Source organism: Mycobacterium sp. IS-1742 (assembly GCF_001500125.1).
Lineage (GTDB): Bacteria > Actinomycetota > Actinomycetes > Mycobacteriales > Mycobacteriaceae > Mycobacterium.
Genome location: NZ_LQIV01000023.1, coordinates 123,784 through 141,207, shown reverse-complemented (window position 1 = coordinate 141,207; position 17,424 = coordinate 123,784). Strand labels below are relative to the sequence as shown.

The window sequence follows — 17,424 nt, the reverse complement described above, 5'->3', positions numbered from 1 at the left end:
AAGCGCTTCGACAAGAGAAATTCCGAGAAGAGGGTGTACCCATGCTGAAGCTGTCGCGCAGAAACATCGCTATCACGCTCGGCGGCCTCGCCGTGGCGATTCCGCTCTCCGCGGGCGTCGCGTCGGCGCAGCCCGACCTGGGCCCGATCATCAACACCACCTGCACTTACGACCAGGTGATCGCAGCGCTCAACGACCAGCATCCCGACCTGGCCGCCCAGTTCCTCCAGCAGCGCAGCGGTCAGCAGGCCGTCCGCAATTTCCTCGCCTCGACCCCGCAGCAGCGGCAGGCGACGGTGGCGTTCCTGCAGGGCAATCCGACCGCGCAGCGCTACTTCGGGCCGATCTCGAACGTGGCGAACACCTGCAACAACTACTGACGCGGTGGCCGCGCGGCTGACACTCAGCCGCGCGGCAACCCCAGTACCTGCGTGGCGATGATGTTGCGCTGGATCTCCGAGGTTCCGCCGGCGATGGTGCCGGAGAAACTGCGGGCGTACCGCTCGAACCAGCTGGCGAAGTAATGGTCGAGGTTCATGTGTTCGTAGCGCCCGGTCGTCGAGGGGTGCACCAACCCGGCGGACCCGGATGCGGTCAACGCCGCGTCGGCGGCCCGCATCTCGGCCTCCGACCCGAATAGTTTGAGCACCGACACCGACGCGGTGTCCATCTCCCCGCGCGCCGCGCGCGCCAGCGCCGCCGAACCCATCGCCCGCAGCGCCTGATAGTCCATGATCATCGACGCGTACTGGTCGCGCTCGATCTCGGTGTGCGGCTCGAAATCGGCGATCACGTTGTCGATCCGATCGGCGAAACCCAGCCACATCATCGTGCGCTCGTGGCCCAGTGATCCGTTGGCCACCTTCCAGCCCTGGTTCAGCGGCCCGACGAGGTTCTCGGCAGGCACCCGGGCGTCGGTGAAGAAGACCTCGTTGAAGTCTTTGTTCTCCTCACCGCACAGGTCCGCGAACGGGCGGCACACCACGCCCGGGGTGTCGGTCGGGATGATCAGTGCGCTGATGCCCCGATGCTTGGGCGCATCGGGGTCGGTGCGCACGAACGCCAGCAGGTAGTCGGCGTCGTGGGCGCCCGAGGTCCACACCTTCTGGCCGTTCACCACGAAGTGGTCGCCGTCTTGGACCGCACGTGTCCGCAGCGACGCCAGATCGGATCCGGCGCTCGGCTCGCTCATCCCCAGCGACGCGGTGAGTTCACCGCGCAGCACCGGCACGGCCCACCGGTGCTTCTGCTCGTCGCTGCCGAACGTGATCAGCGAGGCGGCGACGATGTTGACGCCCTGCGGGTTGAAGCTGTGGTAGATCCGCCGCCGGCACAGCTCGTCGAGGTGGACGAACTGCTGCAGCACGCTGGCATTGCGGCCGCCGAATTCCGGCGGCTGTGCGGGCAGCAGCCATCCGTTGTCGAACAGCAGGCGTTGCCAGTCGCGGGCCCACTGCGGCATGTGCGACACCGACCGCGGCCGCTCCAAGGTGGCCGACTCGGGCGGCAGGTGCTCGTCGAGGAAGGCCGCGAACTCCGCGCGGAACTGCTCGACGTCCGAATCAAAAGTCAGCTGCATGGAATTCCTCCGCGATCGTCGCGCGGTGTTCGGCCGCGCCGCCCAGCAGCAGTTCGCCGGCCTTGGCCCGCTTCAGTGCGAACTGCAGGTCGTTCTCCCAGGTGAAACCCATCGCTCCGAAGAGTTGCAGCCCGTGCCGGAACACCAGCGACTGGCACTCCCCCGCCGCCGCCTTGGCCATCGACGCCGCCAGCCGGCGCCGCGGGTCGTCGGCGGCGATGGTGAGCGCGGCGAAGTAGCCCAGGGCGCGGGCGCGTTCGATCGCCACGTGCATGTCGACCGCCTTGTGCTGTACGGCCTGGAACGAACCGATCGGCACACCGAACTGGTGGCGCTGTTTGACGTGGTCGAGCGCCAGATCCAGGATGCGCTGACAGGCGCCCACGGTGGTGATCGCGATACCGGTCAGCGCGAGGTGACGCGCCCGCTCGGAGTCTGCGCGCACCCTCGCGGTGTCGGGGACGCGGACGGCGTCGAAGGAGACGTCGGCGATGTGCAGCACGGGATCGAACACCGGGCTGCGGCGGCGGACCGCCACGTCGGCGTCGAGGACGAAGACGCCGGCGTCGGTGACCACCGCGAGCCGGTCGGCGCGGTCGCCGTCGAGGACGTGGCGCGCGGCCCCGTCGAGCACCCAGCCCTCGGCGTCGCGGACGGCGCTGATCCCGTCATGGACCGCCGCACCCGCCTGCTGCGGATCGAACCGGTCGGCGGCGAGCGGCGCGTACTGCGTCATCGTCGCCAGGAACGGCGTGGGATCGGTGGCGCGACCCATCTCCTCGAGCACGATCGCCAACTCGACGGCGTTCTCGGGGTCGGTCAGCTCGGTCCACCCCGCGTCGACGTAGCTCCTCCACAACGGCGTCGGATCGACGCCGTTCTCGGCGATTTCGCGGACCAGCGAGGCCGGGCACTGTTTGGTGACCGCGTCACGCACGGTCTCCTGCCACAGCCGCTGGTCGGCATCGAACTCGAGTAGCATCCGGCGCCTCCTGGTGCGGTGTCACGACCCTGCGAGAATAACATTCTCATATTCTGTCTACACGTTCTCCCGCCTCGACTACCAAGTTTCCTAAGCGGACCGCTGCGCGACTGACCAGCACATCCGTTCACCTGCGACGATGGCGACGAGGTAAGGGAGAACTCGGTTCTTGCCTTTGAAGAACTTCGATTTACACTGACAGTGTGTCCGGTATCGCCGCGCACGTGCTCAGCCGTCTGCGCGCCGGACGAACATCGGAGGAACAGCCTTGGCCACAACGCATCCGGACGGGACGCGCTCACCCCTGATCGACGCCAGCGTGCACATCTTCGCGAAGTCGAACAAGGACCTGCGGAAGACCTTCATGCGTGAGCCGTTCCGGAGCCGCGGGTTCCCCGACTATGAGATGGACTGGTACGGCGCCCCGGGCGGCGAGTACGCCAAGGGCACCGAGGGTCCCGACGGCCAGTACCCGGGCTCCGATCCGGACCTGGCGGCCAAGCACCTGTTCACCGACCGGGGGGTCGACATCGCGATCCTGCACCCGATGACCCGGGGGATCATGCCCGACCGCCACCTCGGCACGGCGATCGCCGCGGCGCACAACGAGATGATGGTCACCCGCTGGCTCGAGCACCCCGAGCACGGTGAGCGCTTCCGCGGCACGGTCCGGGTCAACCCCGACGACATCACCGGCGCCCTGCGGGAGATCGAGAAGTACCGCGACCACCCGCGTGTCGTGCAGATCGGCGTGCCCCTGCAGTCACGCGAGCTGTACGGCAAACCGCAGTACTGGCCGCTGTGGGAGGCCGCCGCCGCGGCGAACCTGCCGGTCTCCGTGCACATCGAGGTCGGCGCAGGCGTCCAGTACGCCCCGACACCGTCCGGCGTGCCGCGGACATATGAGAACTACGTCAGCTTCATGGCCCTGAATTACCTGTACCACCTGATGAATCTCATCGTCGAAGGGGTATTCGAACAGATGCCGACTTTGAGGTTCGTCTGGGCGGACGGCGCCGCCGATCTGCTGACGCCGTTCATCTGGCGGATGGACTGCTTCGGACGCCCACACCTCGAGCAGACGCCGTGGGCGCCGAAGATGCCGAGCGACTACCTGCCCGGCCACACGTACTTCGTGCAGGGTTCGATGGACGGCCCCGGTGACGCCGACTTCGCCGGGGAATGGCACTCGTTCACCAACAAGGACGACATGGTCATGTACGGATCCAGCTATCCGCACTGGCAACTCAACGAGCCGTCGGCACCGGCCGCCTTCAGCGCCGAGCAGCGCGACAAGCTGTTGTGGCGCAACGCAGCCGAGCTCTACGGCATCGACGTCCGCGCAGAGGTTGGCGCGCAGCAGTGAGCGAACGATCAAGGGAGACACGACGATGACGGTCACAACCACACCGCGCATGCCGGCGGCCGAGCGCATTGCGGTCCGGTGCGTCGACTCCGACGTCCATCCCGTTCCGCGCAGCGGTGACCTGGCCCAGTACATCCCGGAGCCCTGGCGCAGCAAGTACTTCCTCAACCGCAAGGTCGGCGATCAGATCTACTACGACGCGCCGGATTACGCCCACGCCTATGCGATGCGTGTCGACACCTTCCCCGCCGACGGCCAGTTCCCCGGCAGCGATCCGGACCTGGCGTTCAAGCAGCTGATCATGGAGGCCGGCGCCGACATCGCGGTCCTCGAGCCCGCCGCGTACCCGGCGCGCTTCCCCGAGGTGAACCACGCGATGAGTTGCGCCCTGAACGACTGGCAGGCCAACCACTGGTTGGACAGCCACAACAACTGGCACGAGCGCTGGCGTGGTTCGATCTGTGTGGCGATCGAGGCGCCGGAGGACGCGGCCCGTGAGGTCGAGCGCTGGGCGGGGCACCCCTACATGGGGCAGATCCTGATCAAGGCCGAGCCGCGCCCGGCGTGGGGCGATCCGAAGTACAACCCGCTGTGGGAGGCGGCCACCAAGCACGACATCACGGTCAGCTGCCACCTATCGCGCAGCCATCACGAAGAGCTGCCCATCCCGCCGGTCGGATTCCCCAGCTACAACCACGATTTCATGGTCACCTACTCGCTGCTGGCGGCCAATCAGGTGATGAGCATGGTGTTCGACGGGCTGTTCGACCGCTTCCCGACACTGCGCATCGTGCTGGTCGAACACGCCTTCACGTGGATCCTGCCGCTGATGTGGCGGATGGACGCGATCTACGAGGCCCGCAAGTCGTGGCTGGACATCAAGCGCAAACCGTCCGAGTACGTCAAGGACCACATCAAGTTCACCACCCAGCCGCTGGACTATCCCGAGGACAAGACGGAGCTGTCCCGCGCTTTCGAGTGGATGGAGTGCGAGAAAATCCTGCTGTACTCCTCGGACTACCCGCACTGGACGTTCGACGATCCGCGCTGGCTGGTCAAGCACCTGCCCGAACATGCGCGCGAGGCCGTGATGTTCAAGAACGGCATCGCCACCTATCACCTGCCCGACACGGTTCCGGCCCTCGAGGGCCAGGTGCGAGTGTTCTGACGGAGATGACAGAGGACAAGAAACCGCCCCGGCTGGCCCAGGGGCGTGAGCACGTCGTCGCCACGGTCGACGAGATCCCGCCCGGTTCACACAAGGTCGTCCCGATCGGGCGCCACGGCGTCGGCGTCTACAACGTCAACGGCAGCTTCTACGCGATCGCCAACTACTGTCCGCACGAGGGCGGTCCACTGTGCGCCGGCCGGGCCCGCGGGCGCACCGTCGTCGACGACAACGTGCCCGGCGACGCGGTGATGGTGCGCGACCTGGAGTACATCTACTGCCCCTGGCATCAGTGGGGTTTCGAGCTGGCGACCGGAACCACCGCGGTCAAACCCGAATGGAGTATCCGCACCTACCCGGTCCGCGTGGTCGGCAACGATGTGCTGGTGATGGCATGACGACCACCGACGACACCGAGACGCGGGGCCCGCAACTCAAACGCGGTGAGAAGGTCATCGAGATCAACGGCGGCAAGGTCGTCTACGAGATCCTCGGCAAGACCGGCGACTTCATCGCCCTCACACCGGGTGGGCGGTTCAGCAAGGACATCCCGGGATTGCGGCCGCTGGCCCAGGCGCTGGTCAAGGGCGGCTACCGGGTGCTGTTGTGGGACCGGCCGAACTGCGGGAAGTCCGACGTGCAGTTCTACGGCCAGAGCGAATCGCACATGCGGGCCGAGACGCTGTACCAGCTGATCACCACGCTCGACATCGGGCCGTGCATCCTCGCCGGCGGCTCCGGCGGTGCGCGGGACTCGATGCTGACCACCATGTTGTACCCGGAGATCGTCACCAAGCTCGTCGTGTGGAACATCGTCGGCGGCGTCTACGGGTCGTTCGTTCTCGGCTCGTACTACATCGTGCCGAGCATCCTCGCGGTGCGCGGGGCCGGCATGAAGGCCGTCGCGCACGTCGCCGAGTGGCAGGAGCGCATCGCCGAGAACCCGGGCAACCGCGACCGGATCCTCGGCCTCGACGCCGACGACTTCCTCAAGCTGATGTTGCGCTGGCTCAACGCCTTCGTGCCCAAACCGGGTCAGACCATCCCGGGCGTGGAGGACGAGATGTTCGACAACATCCGGGTGCCGACGCTCATCATCCGCGGCGGCGAGAACGACCTGGACCATCCCAAGCGGACGTCGTTGGAGGTGAGCTGTCTGATCAAGGGCTCCACGGTCATCGACCCGCCGTGGCCGGAGGACGCCTGGGAACGTGCGGGCGAGAAGCGCGCGCAGGGCAAGGTCAAGCGGTTCAACATGTTCGACACCTGGGTGCAGGCGGCGCCGGCGATTCTGGACTTCCTGAAGCGATGAGCGGCTCAGATCGTGCGGATGTGCACCTCGCAGTTCAGCGAGGCCTCCAGCGCGGTGTGGATGCGGCTCTCCGGAATCCGGTCCATGTCCGCCTTGCGCAGGGTCACGTGCACGACGTCCCACCCGTCGTCGTCGACCGTGCGGGTGATGTCGCCGGTGAGCCCGAAACCGGCCAGCACCCCGTACGCGTCGTCGTCGGTGCCGCGGCTGATGTAGGTGAGCACACCGGCGACCGGCTCGGTGCCGAAGGCCTTCGCGCACAGACCGACCGCCATGCGGGTGAGGTGGTCCGGATCGTCGCCGGTGATGAGCAGTTCGGCTTCGCGGCGCCCCGGTGGCATGGCGGGCAGGTTGTTGTCCACCACGTCGGCGCCCGCCGCACCGCCGAGTTCGCGCAGGCGCGACATGCCGTCGGCTAGCTGCGCGGGCGTCAGGTCACCCGCCGGGTCCACACCCACCCGCACCACCGCAGTTCTCATGTCGGCCAGCCTATCCGCGGAGATGAAGCGCAGATGAACCCCACCGCAACCGATCTCACCACCGCCGTCTGGCCGGGCACCACACCTCGCCTGTTGCGGGTGCCGGCCGGGCGCGAGGACTACGCCGACTACGCCTCCTCCGGCGGTTACCGTGACCTGCCCGAACCGGACAGGCTGCTCGACGACGTCGAACTGTCCGGACTGCTCGGTCGTGGCGGCGCCGCATTCCCGATGGCGGTCAAACTGCGTTCGGTACGCGACCACGGCCGCACCCGCGGCGGCGCCGTCGCGATCGCCAACGGCGAGGAGGGCGAGCCCGCGTCGATCAAGGACCGGTGGCTGCTGCGGCACCGTCCGCACCTGGTGCTCGACGGACTGCGGTTGGCCGCCCGCATCGTGGAGGCCGAGCGCGCGGTCGTCTACGTCTCGGATCCGGAATCCGCCCGTAGCGTGGAAAGTGCGCTCGCGCAAGTGGATTCGGCGGTGCTGAACGGCGTGTCGGTCAGCGTCGTCGTCGTCGACGCCGGATACGTGGCCGGTGAGGAGACCGCCGCGGTCCGCGCCGTCAACGGCGGACCGGCCAAACCGACGGACAAGCCGCCGCGCCCGTTCGAGGAGGGGGTGGCCGGGCTGCCCACGCTCGTCAGCAACGTCGAGACGCTCGCCAATCTGCCGTATCTGTACGAGCACGGGGCACGGGACTACCGTTCGGCGGGCACCCCGTCGTCCCCAGGCACGTTCCTCGCGACCATCACCGGCGGCGGCCGGCCACCGGCGCTCTACGAGTTGCCGCACGGGCTCGCCCTCGCCGATGTGCTCGGCTGGCACGGGATCTCGCCGGAATCGGTCAGCGGTGTGCTGATGGGCGGGTATTTCACCGGTCTGCTGAATCGCGACGTCCTCGACGCGACGCTCGACCACGAGGCACTGCGCCGGCTGGGCAGCGGGTTGGGCTGTGGGGCGGTCGGCGTGCTGACCGACGAATGCCCCGTCGCGGTCGCCGCGTCGGTGCTGAGCTACTTCGACCGGGAGAACGCCGGACAGTGCGGGTCGTGTTTCAACGGGACGGCGGCCATGGCGGCCGTGGCCGTCGCACTGCGCGACGGGGTGGCCTCCGACGAGGATCTGGCGCGGCTGGAGCGGTGGTCGGTGGTGCTCAGAGGCCGGGGCGCATGCGCGACGCTCGACGCCGCCACGAACGTCGCCGCCAGCCTGCTCACCGCGTTCCCGCAGGCGGTGGCCCGCCACCGGCAGGGCAGCTGTGACAGCTGCGCGGCCGACCTGTTCGACGTCCGACGACCCTACGAAGTGGAGGCGGTGGTGAGCGCGTGAGGATCCGACTCGATCGCACGATGTGCGACGGCTTCGGCATCTGCGCCAAGTATGCGCCGGAGTACTTCTCGCTCGACGACTGGGGCTACGCCTCGCTGATCGGCAACGGCACCGTGCCCGAGGCGGATCAGCCGGCCGTGCGGCGCGCCCTGCTCGACTGCCCCGTCCACGCCATCATCGAGATGCACGAAGGAGAACCGGTGCGCGACAGGCCCTCTCAACCCCCGGCCGGCGCCGTCCCCGCCGACGACGGCATGAACGGTGATCACGCGGGCGCGGTCCGCGAAGAGCACATGCTTCCGGGGCTGTAGGCGTGGCCGACATCCCGGGCCGGCCGCTGCCTCAACTCACCGCGCAGAACGAGTTCTTCTGGACCGCAGGCGCCGACGGCGAACTGCGCATCCAGCAGTGTCAGGACTGCGAATCCCTGATCCACCCGCCCCAACCGATCTGCCGGTACTGCCGCAGCCAGAAGCTCGGTGTGCGCACCGTCTCGGGTCGCGGCACGCTGGCCGGATTCACCGTCAACCACCGTTTCGGTTTCCCCGATCTGCCGCCGCCCTATGTGGTGGCGCAGGTCGCGCTCGAGGAGGATCCGCGGGTCCGGTTGACCACCAATATCGTCGAATCCGAACCCGACAGCCTGGAACTCGGACAACCGGTCGAGGTGGTGTTCGAGCAGGCGGACGACGTCTGGCTGCCGCTGTTCCGGCCCGCGTCCGGGCAGGCCGGTGCGCTGCCGGCCGACGAGATCGCCCCCGAACGGTTCGGCGACCACGTCCGGCCGATGCTGCCCGGCCGCAGGTTCGAGGAGCAGTCGGCGATCACCGGCATCGGCGCGTCGCGACTCGGGCGTCGGTTGATGGTGCCGCCGCTGTCGCTCACCATCGAGGCGTGTGAGGCCGCCGTCGCCGACGCGGGCCTGAGCTTCGACGACATCGACGGATTGTCGACCTACCCGGGCCTCGACGTCGCGGGTATGGGGGAAGGCGGCGTGACCGCGCTCGAAGGTGCGCTGGGGCTGCGTCCCACGTGGATCAACGGGGGTATGGACACGTTCGGCCCCGGCGGTTCGGTGATCGCCGCGATGATGGCCGTCGCCACCGGCATGGCGCGACACGTGCTCTGCTTCCGCACCCTGTGGGAGGCCACGTTCGGTCAGCTGCTCAAGGAGGGCAGGATGGCGCCGCCGGGCGGCGGGCGCACGACCAGTTGGCAGATGCCGTTCGGCGCGACGTCGGCCGCACATACGCTGGCGCTCAACGCGCAGCGCCACTTTCACCGGTACGGCACCACCCGCGAGACGCTCGGCTGGATCGCGCTGAACCAGCGGGCCAACGCCGCCCTCAACCCGACGGCCATCTACCGCGACCCGATGTCCATGGACGACTACCTGTCGGCCCGGCCGATCACCACACCGTTCGGCCTCTACGACTGCGATGTGCCCTGCGACGGTGCGGTCGCGGTAATCGTGTCGGCCGTCGACACCGCCCGGGACATGCCGAAGAAGCCGGTGTTCATCGAGGCCGTCGGCACCCAGATCCTCGAACGCACCGACTGGGACCAGACGACGCTGACCCACGAACCGCAGGTGCTCGGCCAGTCCGCACACCTGTGGACGCGAACCTCGTTGCGGCCCAGCGACGTCGACGTCGCCGAGCTCTACGACGGCTTCACGTTCAACTGCCTGTCGTGGATCGAGGCCCTGGGGTTCTGCGGGATCGGCGAGGCGAAGGACTTCCTCGACGGCGGCCACAACATCGCCCGTGACGGGGTCCTGCCGCTGAACACCCACGGCGGTCAGCTCTCCCACGGCCGTACCCACGGGATGGGCCTGATGCACGAGGCCGTCAGCCAGCTGCGCGGGGAGGCCGGTGAGCGTCAGGTGGCCGACGCCCGGGTGGCCGTCGTCAGCAGCGGTGGGTTGACGCCGAGCGGTGTGCTGTTGCTGCGGACGGACGGATGACCCGCAGGTGACGAACGAGTACGGCACCGCGCACGTGACGAGCGAATACGGCACCGCGCACGTGAGGAGCGAATACGGCACAGCGCCGCGCCCCCGGGTCGTGATGGTCGACGGTGTGCCGATGTCCGGACTGATGGCCCAGGCGGCCGGGGAACCGCGCGCGGTGGTCGTCGCACTGCACGGCGGGGCGAGCACCGCCGCCTACTTCGACTGCCCCGGCCATCCGCGACTGTCGCTGCTGCGGCTGGGCGCCCGGCTGGGGTTCACGATGATCGCGCTGGACCGCCCGGGCTACGGCAGTTCGGCCCCGTACCCCGAGGCCGTCGAGCATCCGGAACAGCGGGTGTCGCTCGCCTACGGCGCCGTCGATGCGATGCTCGGCGAAACACCGCGAGGCGCGGGAGTTTTCGTCGTCGCACACTCGAACGGGTGCGAGCTCGCCCTGCGGATGGCCACCGATGCCCGGGCCGACGCAGACGTGATCGGGCTGGAGTTGGCCGGTACGGGCCTGCGGTATCAGGACGCAGCGCAGGACATCCTGCGCGATGCGGGCCCGACCCGGCGTCCCCCGGGTCTGCGGCAGCTGCTCTGGGAACCCGCCGACCTGTACCCCCCGGCGGTGCTGACCGGGATCACGAACTCCTCCACCGGTGCGCCGTACGAGGCCGCCATGGTCAGGGACTGGCCACAGCGCGACTTCCCCGCGCTGGCCGCCCAGGTGCGGGTGCCGGTGCGGTTCAGCCACGCCGAGCACGAACGGGTGTGGTGTTCCGACGCCGAGGCGCTGGCACGGATCGCCGGCGCGTTCACCAACGCCCCGCGGTTCGTCACCGCCGGGCAGTCCGCGGCCGGGCACAACCTCAGCCTCGGGGTGACCGCCGCGGCGTATCACCTGAAGGTGCTGTCGTTCGTCGAAGAATGTGTCGTCTCGCGCGGCGCCGAAGAGAAGCTGGAGGTGGGCTAGATGCGTGTCGGATTCATAGGCCTGGGCAGTCAGGGTGCGCCGATGGCGCGCCGGATCGTCGAGGGCGGGTACGAGTTGACCCTGTGGGCGCGCCGCCCGGCCAGCCTCGAACCGTACGCCGACACCGCCGCCAAGACCGCGGGCAGCCCGGCCGAACTCGCCGCGGCCAGCGACCTGGTGTGTCTGTGCGTGGTCGGCGACGACGACGTGCGCGAGGTGCTCTACGGTGACACCGGCGTGCTGGCGGGGCTGGCACCCGGGGCGATGATCGCCATCCACAGCACGGTGCACCCGGACACCTGCAGGGAGATCGCGGAAAGAGCCGCTGCCCAGAATGTTTCGGTGATCGACGCGCCGGTCAGCGGCGGCGCACCCGCGGTCGAGCAGGGCACGCTGCTGGTGATGGCCGGCGGTGAGGAGGCCGATGTCGAGAGGGCGCGTCCGGTCTTCGCGACATACGCCGACCCGATCGTGCACCTGGGCCCGCTGGGCAGTGGCCAGGTGACCAAGATCCTGAACAACCTGCTGTTCACCGCGAACCTCGGGAGTGCGCTGTCCACACTGGAACTCGGCGAATCGCTCGGTATCCCCCGGACGCGGCTGGCCGAGGTCCTCAACGGCGGGTCGGCGACCAGCAAGGCGCTCGGCAGCATCAGCATGTTCGGCGGGACGGTCGAGGCCCTGGCGCCGATCGCCGGTGCGCTGCTGCAGAAGGACGTCCGGCACGCCGCGAGCATCGCGGCCAGGGCATCGGCCCCAGAGGGTTCGGTCTTCACGGCGGCCGACACCGCGCTGGAGTCCATGGACCACCCGCGGTGAGCAGGGTCGGTTTCGTCGGCGCCGGACGGATGGGCGCACCGATGGTGCGCCGCCTCGTCGACGCCGGCCACACCGTCAGGGCGCTGGCCCGGACCCCGGAGAAGCGCACGGCGACCGCCGGACTGGGCGCTGACGTGGTATCGGAGCCCGCCGACACCGCGGCGGCCGCGGATGTCGTGGTCGTCTGCGTGTTCACCGACCACCAGGTTCGCGAGGTGTGCCTCGACGGCGGTCTGCTCGCGGCCATGTCTTCCGGTGCCACCCTGGTCGTCCACACCACGGGCAGCCCGGACACCGCCAGGCAACTCGCCGTACGGGGGCGCGAGCACGGGGTGGAGGTCGTCGACGCGCCGGTCAGCGGCGGCCCGCACGACATCGAGGCCGGGGCGGTCACGCTGTTCGTCGGAGGCTCCGAGGCCGCCGTCGAGCGGGTGCGGCCGGTGCTGTCCGCCTACGGCGATCCGATCCTGCACGTCGGACCGCTCGGCGCCGGGCAGAGCGTGAAGCTGGTCAACAACACGGTCTTCGCCGCGCAGATCGGGTTGCTGCGCGAGGCGGTCCGGCTCGGTGCGGCGCTGGGGGTGGCCGAACCCGAACTGCTGAACGCGCTGACCCACGGCAGCTCGGCCAGCCGGGTGCTGAACATGATCGCCGGGCGCGGATCGGTCGGCGCATTCGTCGACATGGCGGGCGCCTTCGTGGGCAAGGACGTCGAGGTGGTCCGCGGCATTGCGGCCGCAGAGGGCACCGCCTTGGGTGTGCTCGACGACGCCATCTCCGCGGGCCTGCGCGACCGGGACGTCGCGCCCACGTGATCGCCGAACTCACGTCCGAAAGTAACGAAAACTGTTAGCTTTACAGTAAATATGCTTTACGTAACGCTTCCGGCACTCAGCCCGCCGCGAAGGAGGAGCCCATGACCAAGCCACGACTGAAGTTCGATCCGGTGTCGGCGGAGTACTTCGACGATCCGTACGAGATCTACCGGCGGATGCGCGACGACGCTCCGCTGTACTACGACGAGGACCAGGACTTCTACGCGCTGACCCGGCACGCCGACGTGGCCGCGGCGCTCAAGGACTACGAGTCGTTCTCGTCGTCGCGCGGCTGCGACCTGGCCATGGTCCGATCCGAAGAGGGCCCCGTGAAGTCGATCATCTTCATGGATCCGCCCGAGCACCGGCACATGCGCAGCCTGCTGAACAAGGCGTTCACCCCACGTGCCATCCAGTCGCAGCGCGAGACGATCACCGAACTCGTCGAGCACTACCTGTCGCAGGTCGATCCCGACCACTTCGACGTCGTCCAGGACTTCTCCGGCCCGTTCCCGGTCGAGGTGATCACCCGGATGGCCGGCGTCCCGGAGGAGTTCCGTCAGCAGGTCCGCCGCTGGATCGACACCAGCCTCGAACGCAAACCCGGCCAGATCGGGCTGTCCGACGAGAACACCCAGGCGAACATCGATTCGGGGATGTACTACTACGGGCTGGTCCAGGAGCGTCGGCAGAACCCGCAGGACGACATGATCAGCCGGTTGATCGCCGCGGAGCTCCCCGACGAGAACGGCGGGACGCGCAAGCTCGACGATCTGGAGATCACCGGCTTCACGACGCTGCTCGGCGGCGCGGGGGCCGAGACGGTCACCAAGCTCGTCGGCAGCGCGGTCGTCGAATTCGCGCGCCACCCCGAACAGTGGCAGCTGCTGCTCGACGACCGCAGCCTGATCCCCGCCGCGGTCGAGGAGCTGCTGCGCTACGTCGGGCCGGTGCAGTACAACGTGCGGTACACGTTGAAGGACGCCGAGGTGCCCAGCGGCGTCATCCCGGCGCACAAGCCGGTGTTCCTGATGAAAGCCGCCGCGAACCGCGATCCACGCGCTTTCGACGACGCCGAGACGTTCGACATCAGGCGCGACCGCACGCAGGCGCAGAACCTCGGTCTGGGTTACGGCATCCACAGCTGCCTGGGCGCGGCGCTGGCCCGGCTGGAGACCGTGATCGCCCTGGAACACCTGCTCGACTTCATGCCGCGCTACGAGGTCGACTTCGACGGGCTGGAACGTGTGCACATGCAGAACGTCGCGGGATACCACCACGTCCCGGTGCGGGTCCTGAAATGACCCGCAAGATCGAGGTCGATTTCGGACTGTGCGAGAGCAACGGGGTGTGCATGGGCATCATCCCCGAGGTCTTCGACCTGGACGACGAGGATTACCTCCACGTCCTGCAGGACGAGGTCACCCCAGAGAACGAAGAACAGGTCAAAGAAGCGGTGCGCCAGTGCCCGCGGCAGGCCATCAGCATCCGCGACGAATGAGACCCGTCGCGGCCGACCGGGAGAGTGAATGACCACCCCTAAGACCAATTCCGATCTCGTGTTCGACCCGTTCTCCGAGGAGTACTTCAACGAGCCGTGGGAGATCTACCGGCGCATGCGCGAAGCGGCGCCGGTGTACTACAACGAGGAATTGGACTTCTACGCGTTGTCGCGGCACGCCGATGTGGCGGCGGCGTTCAAGGACTATCAAACGTTCTCCTCGGCCTATGGCCTCGACCTGTCGATGGTGAAGACCGGCGAACCGGCGCCGTTCAAGATGATCATCCTGATGGATCCGCCGGAGCACCGGCAGATGCGCAGCCTGGTCAACAAGGTCTTCACCCCGCGCCAGATCGCGAAACTCCAACCGATGGTCGAGGAGACCATCGACTCGTGCTTCCGCGCCGCCGATCCGGAGCGCTTCGACGTCGTGCAGGAATTCGCGGCGTTCTTCCCGGTGGAGGTGATCACCCGGATGCTCGGCGTCCCGGAGGACCGCCGCCAGCAGGTGCGCCAATGGGTGGACACGTCGCTGCACCGCGAACCCGGGCAGGAGGAGATGTCCCCGGAAGGCATGCAGGCCATCGCCGAAGCCATGGGCCTGTACTTCGAGCTGATCGCAGCCCGCCGGGAGGATCCGCAGGACGATATGTTCACGGCGTTGGTACAGGCCGAGATCGAACGGGAGGACGGGCGCATGGAGCGCCTCGACGACCTCGAGATCGCTGGTTTCGCAACGCTTCTCGGCGGCGCGGGCGCCGAGACGGTGACCAAGCTGATGGGCAACGCGGCGGTCACCTTCGCCCGCTTCCCCGACCAGTGGCAGAAGCTGCTCGACGACCGCAGCAAGATCCCCGCCGCCGTCGAGGAGCTGTTGCGCTACGAGGCGCCGGCGCAGTACAACGTGCGTCGTTCGATGAAGGACGTGACGATCCACGGGGTCACGATCCCGGCGGGCAAACCCGTGTTCCTGCTCGGCGGTTCGGCCAACCGGGATCCCGAGGCCTTCACCGACGCCGACACCTTCGACATCGACCGCGACCGCACCGAGGCACAGAACCTGGGCTTCGGCTACGGGGTGCACAGCTGCCTCGGGGCGGCGCTGGCCCGCATGGAGAGCGCGATCGCACTGGAACGCCTACTGGACTTCATGCCCCATTACGAGGTGCTGTGGGACGAGTGCCGCCGGGTCGCCATGCAGAACGTCGCCGGCTGGTCGCACGTCCCGGTGCGCGTGCTGCGCTGACGGCGACGCCGGCCGCGAAACAGCATTCCCGGTCGTCAAGTCAACCGCTTGACGACCGGGAATGCTGTTTCGGCGGAGATCGGCCGGGCGCGTCGGTCAGGTGCGGCGACCGCCGTTGACGCCGATCACCTGGCCCGTGACGTAGCCCGATTCGTCCTGGCACAGGAACATCGCGGCGTTGGCGATGTCCTCCGGACGGCCCGCGCGGCGCACCGGGGTGATCTTGGCGAAATGCTCCAGTGGCGCGGTGAACCGGCCTTCCTCGATGGCCTTCTCCAGCATCGGGGTGACCACCATGCCCGGCGGAATGGTATTGACCGTGATGCCCTTCGGGCCGAGTTCGAGGGCGAGGCTCTTGGTGAACCCGATCACCCCGGCCTTGGAACTGACATAGGCGGCCATCCGCGACTGCCCGCCCTGCGCGCTCGACGAGGAGATGTTGACGATGCGCCCCCAGTGCGCGGCGGTCATGTCCGGCAGCACCTCCTGGGTGCAGATGAACGGTCCGCGCAGGTTGACCGCCATCACCCGGTCCCACTGCTCGTCGGTGATCTCACTGAACTTGCCGAACTGCTCGACACCGGCGTTGTTGACCAGGATCAGCACCGGCCCGAGGTCTGCGCGCACCCGGTCGACCGCGGCCCTGACCGCGGCGCGGTCGGAGACGTCGACGGTGTAACCGTTGACCGTGGCCCCCTGCCCGCGTAACCGGGCGACCTCGGTGTCGATCTGGTCGGTCGCGAGATCGAAGACGGCGACCTTGGTGCCGCGGGCGGCGAGCGCTTCGGCGATCGCCAGGCCGAGGCCCTGTGCGCCGCCCGTCACGATGGCGGTGGTGTTCTCGAAAGGCATTGCGGCGGAATTCCTATGCGATCCGGGTGTCGGCCGACGTCGATGGCTCGGTCACTCGGCCCCACCAGCACTTTCGAAGTCGGGCAGCGCCGCCGGGTCGGGCAGCTGCATCTGCAGGTAGACCGCCACGTAGGTGATCTTGTCGTCGGCGTCGAACTCGTACACCGACACGGTGTTCACCACACTGCTGAAATCGCCGACCCGGCTGCGCTCCTCGAGTTCGAGGAACGCCACGTCATCCGATTCGGTGAGGCGTTTGAACGAGCAGTCCCAGTCGGAGGACTTCGCCCAGTTGGTCAGGAACTCGGTGTACTCGGCCCAGTTCATCACCTCCTTGAACGGGCCGATCCGGACGAACTCGTCGACGGCGATGAGTTCGGCCAGCGGCGCCCAACTGTCGACCGAGAAGCCGGGATCCTTGGCGCTTTTCACCAGTCGGCCCATGGTCTGGCTGTACTCGAGCACAGCCCGCGACCGTCCGCTGGTCTGGCCGATGACGTCGTCGATCGTCGTCACACCGTCACCCCCGCGGCGGCGAGCACGCGCTCCAGCGCCTCGACGTACTCCCCCGTGCCGTGGAACGGCCCGTGCACCCCGATCGCGGCGTCGAGGAAGGCGTTGTACTCGTCGTTGACGTGGGTCTCCCACCGGATGAGCTCGCCCTCGTCGTTCGTCTGGACGAAGCTGTACGAGTAGAAGCCCATCTTCACGCCGTCTTCGGTGTGGCCTTCCCACCGCGTCTTCATCACCAAACCGTTCGCGGCGGGCCAGTAGTCGAAGGTGGCCGGCTTCCAGTCCGGGAACGTCAGCGAATACGCCTTGGCCTCCATGGTCGAGGCCTTGGCGGTGTCGGTCGGGAACTCGCTGAACGGGAACGCCTGGTCGCCGGTGAAGTAGGGCGACACGTACACACCGTCGTCGGCGAACTTCCAGGCGTCGGCGAAGGCTTCGCCGTCCTGCACACCCTGGCGCAGGTAGGCGTCGCGGTACGCCTCGGCCATCCGGACGTGGTGGGCGGTGCGTTCTTCGAGGTTCAACGTGTC

The 17,424-nt window shown here is 68.1% G+C and carries 20 protein-coding genes; 14 read left to right on the top strand and 6 right to left on the bottom strand.

Annotation, left to right across the window (positions count from 1 at the left end; all coding sequences use genetic code 11):
• The first annotated feature begins 41 nt into the window (after positions 1 to 41).
• Complete coding sequence (locus tag AU196_RS15245) at positions 42 to 380, top strand: hemophore-related protein (RefSeq protein WP_059095913.1); 339 nt, start codon at positions 42 to 44, stop codon at positions 378 to 380.
• 23 nt (positions 381 to 403) lie between these two features.
• On the opposite strand, the gene AU196_RS15240 is transcribed toward AU196_RS15245, so the two are convergent.
• Positions 404 to 1,579: an acyl-CoA dehydrogenase family protein gene (locus tag AU196_RS15240; protein ID WP_059095912.1), complete on the bottom strand. Its 1,176-nt coding sequence runs from the start codon at positions 1,577 to 1,579 to the stop codon at positions 404 to 406.
• Positions 1,563 to 2,561 (bottom strand): acyl-CoA dehydrogenase family protein, encoded by a 999-nt coding sequence (locus AU196_RS15235; protein ID WP_059096092.1) that lies wholly within the window; start codon positions 2,559 to 2,561, stop codon positions 1,563 to 1,565. Before AU196_RS15235 ends, AU196_RS15240 begins: the two co-directional genes overlap by 17 nt.
• 268 nt (positions 2,562 to 2,829) lie before the next feature.
• Here AU196_RS15235 and AU196_RS15230 point away from each other — a divergent pair, with 268 nt between their 5' ends.
• From AU196_RS15230 to AU196_RS15215, 4 genes are read left to right on the top strand one after another with little or no spacing between them, the layout of a single operon-like run.
• Complete coding sequence (locus AU196_RS15230; protein WP_059095911.1) at positions 2,830 to 3,927, top strand: amidohydrolase family protein; 1,098 nt, start codon at positions 2,830 to 2,832, stop codon at positions 3,925 to 3,927.
• 25 nt (positions 3,928 to 3,952) lie between these two features.
• Positions 3,953 to 5,095, top strand: a complete 1,143-nt coding sequence (locus tag AU196_RS15225; protein ID WP_059095910.1) for an amidohydrolase family protein — start codon at positions 3,953 to 3,955, stop codon at positions 5,093 to 5,095.
• Between the two features lie 5 nt (positions 5,096 to 5,100).
• On the top strand, positions 5,101 to 5,493 hold the full coding sequence (locus AU196_RS15220; protein WP_059095909.1) for a Rieske (2Fe-2S) protein: 393 nt from the start codon (positions 5,101 to 5,103) through the stop codon (positions 5,491 to 5,493).
• Positions 5,490 to 6,407, top strand: coding sequence for an alpha/beta fold hydrolase (locus AU196_RS15215; protein ID WP_059095908.1), 918 nt, complete (start codon positions 5,490 to 5,492; stop codon positions 6,405 to 6,407). Before AU196_RS15220 ends, AU196_RS15215 begins: the two co-directional genes overlap by 4 nt.
• A 5-nt stretch (positions 6,408 to 6,412) precedes the next feature.
• On the opposite strand, the gene AU196_RS15210 is transcribed toward AU196_RS15215, so the two are convergent.
• The gene (locus tag AU196_RS15210) at positions 6,413 to 6,886 is read right to left on the bottom strand and encodes a hypothetical protein (protein ID WP_059095907.1); all 474 of its coding nucleotides are present in this window, start codon (positions 6,884 to 6,886) and stop codon (positions 6,413 to 6,415) included.
• Positions 6,887 to 6,919: 33 nt separating this feature from the next.
• Here AU196_RS15210 and AU196_RS15205 point away from each other — a divergent pair, with 33 nt between their 5' ends.
• The 9 genes from AU196_RS15205 to AU196_RS15165 all read left to right on the top strand — a co-directional run bounded on the left by AU196_RS15205 (position 6,920) and on the right by AU196_RS15165 (position 15,529).
• Positions 6,920 to 8,218 carry an NADH-ubiquinone oxidoreductase-F iron-sulfur binding region domain-containing protein gene (locus tag AU196_RS15205; RefSeq protein WP_059095906.1) on the top strand — a complete coding sequence of 433 codons (1,299 nt, stop codon included), beginning with the start codon at positions 6,920 to 6,922 and terminating at the stop codon, positions 8,216 to 8,218.
• Positions 8,215 to 8,529 carry a ferredoxin gene (locus AU196_RS15200; RefSeq protein WP_059095905.1) on the top strand — a complete coding sequence of 105 codons (315 nt, stop codon included), beginning with the start codon at positions 8,215 to 8,217 and terminating at the stop codon, positions 8,527 to 8,529. Before AU196_RS15205 ends, AU196_RS15200 begins: the two co-directional genes overlap by 4 nt.
• A gap of 2 nt (positions 8,530 to 8,531) precedes the next feature.
• Complete coding sequence (locus tag AU196_RS15195; RefSeq protein WP_059095904.1) at positions 8,532 to 10,184, top strand: thiolase C-terminal domain-containing protein; 1,653 nt, start codon at positions 8,532 to 8,534, stop codon at positions 10,182 to 10,184.
• Between the two features lie 103 nt (positions 10,185 to 10,287).
• Positions 10,288 to 11,148 (top strand): alpha/beta hydrolase, encoded by an 861-nt coding sequence (locus AU196_RS15190; RefSeq protein ID WP_059096091.1) that lies wholly within the window; start codon positions 10,288 to 10,290, stop codon positions 11,146 to 11,148.
• On the top strand, positions 11,149 to 11,967 hold the full coding sequence (locus AU196_RS15185; protein ID WP_059095903.1) for an NAD(P)-dependent oxidoreductase: 819 nt from the start codon (positions 11,149 to 11,151) through the stop codon (positions 11,965 to 11,967).
• Complete coding sequence (locus AU196_RS15180; protein ID WP_059095902.1) at positions 11,964 to 12,782, top strand: NAD(P)-dependent oxidoreductase; 819 nt, start codon at positions 11,964 to 11,966, stop codon at positions 12,780 to 12,782. Before AU196_RS15185 ends, AU196_RS15180 begins: the two co-directional genes overlap by 4 nt.
• A 101-nt stretch (positions 12,783 to 12,883) precedes the next feature.
• Positions 12,884 to 14,086, top strand: coding sequence for a cytochrome P450 (locus AU196_RS15175; RefSeq protein WP_059095901.1), 1,203 nt, complete (start codon positions 12,884 to 12,886; stop codon positions 14,084 to 14,086).
• Positions 14,083 to 14,283: a ferredoxin gene (locus AU196_RS15170; RefSeq protein WP_059095900.1), complete on the top strand. Its 201-nt coding sequence runs from the start codon at positions 14,083 to 14,085 to the stop codon at positions 14,281 to 14,283. Before AU196_RS15175 ends, AU196_RS15170 begins: the two co-directional genes overlap by 4 nt.
• A gap of 28 nt (positions 14,284 to 14,311) precedes the next feature.
• Entirely contained in the window at positions 14,312 to 15,529 is a 1,218-nt protein-coding gene (locus AU196_RS15165; protein ID WP_059095899.1) for a cytochrome P450, read from the top strand.
• A 96-nt stretch (positions 15,530 to 15,625) separates the two neighbouring features.
• On the opposite strand, the gene AU196_RS15160 is transcribed toward AU196_RS15165, so the two are convergent.
• The 3 genes from AU196_RS15160 to AU196_RS15150 are packed head-to-tail and all read right to left on the bottom strand — an operon-like array spanning position 15,626 to position 17,418.
• Positions 15,626 to 16,381, bottom strand: a complete 756-nt coding sequence (locus tag AU196_RS15160) for an SDR family NAD(P)-dependent oxidoreductase (RefSeq protein WP_059095898.1) — start codon at positions 16,379 to 16,381, stop codon at positions 15,626 to 15,628.
• Between the two features lie 51 nt (positions 16,382 to 16,432).
• Positions 16,433 to 16,897 (bottom strand): hypothetical protein, encoded by a 465-nt coding sequence (locus AU196_RS15155; RefSeq protein ID WP_059095897.1) that lies wholly within the window; start codon positions 16,895 to 16,897, stop codon positions 16,433 to 16,435.
• The gene (locus tag AU196_RS15150) at positions 16,894 to 17,418 is read right to left on the bottom strand and encodes a hypothetical protein (protein ID WP_059095896.1); all 525 of its coding nucleotides are present in this window, start codon (positions 17,416 to 17,418) and stop codon (positions 16,894 to 16,896) included. The genes AU196_RS15155 and AU196_RS15150 overlap by 4 nt, the downstream gene beginning before the upstream one ends.
• Between the last annotated feature and the right edge of the window lie 6 nt (positions 17,419 to 17,424).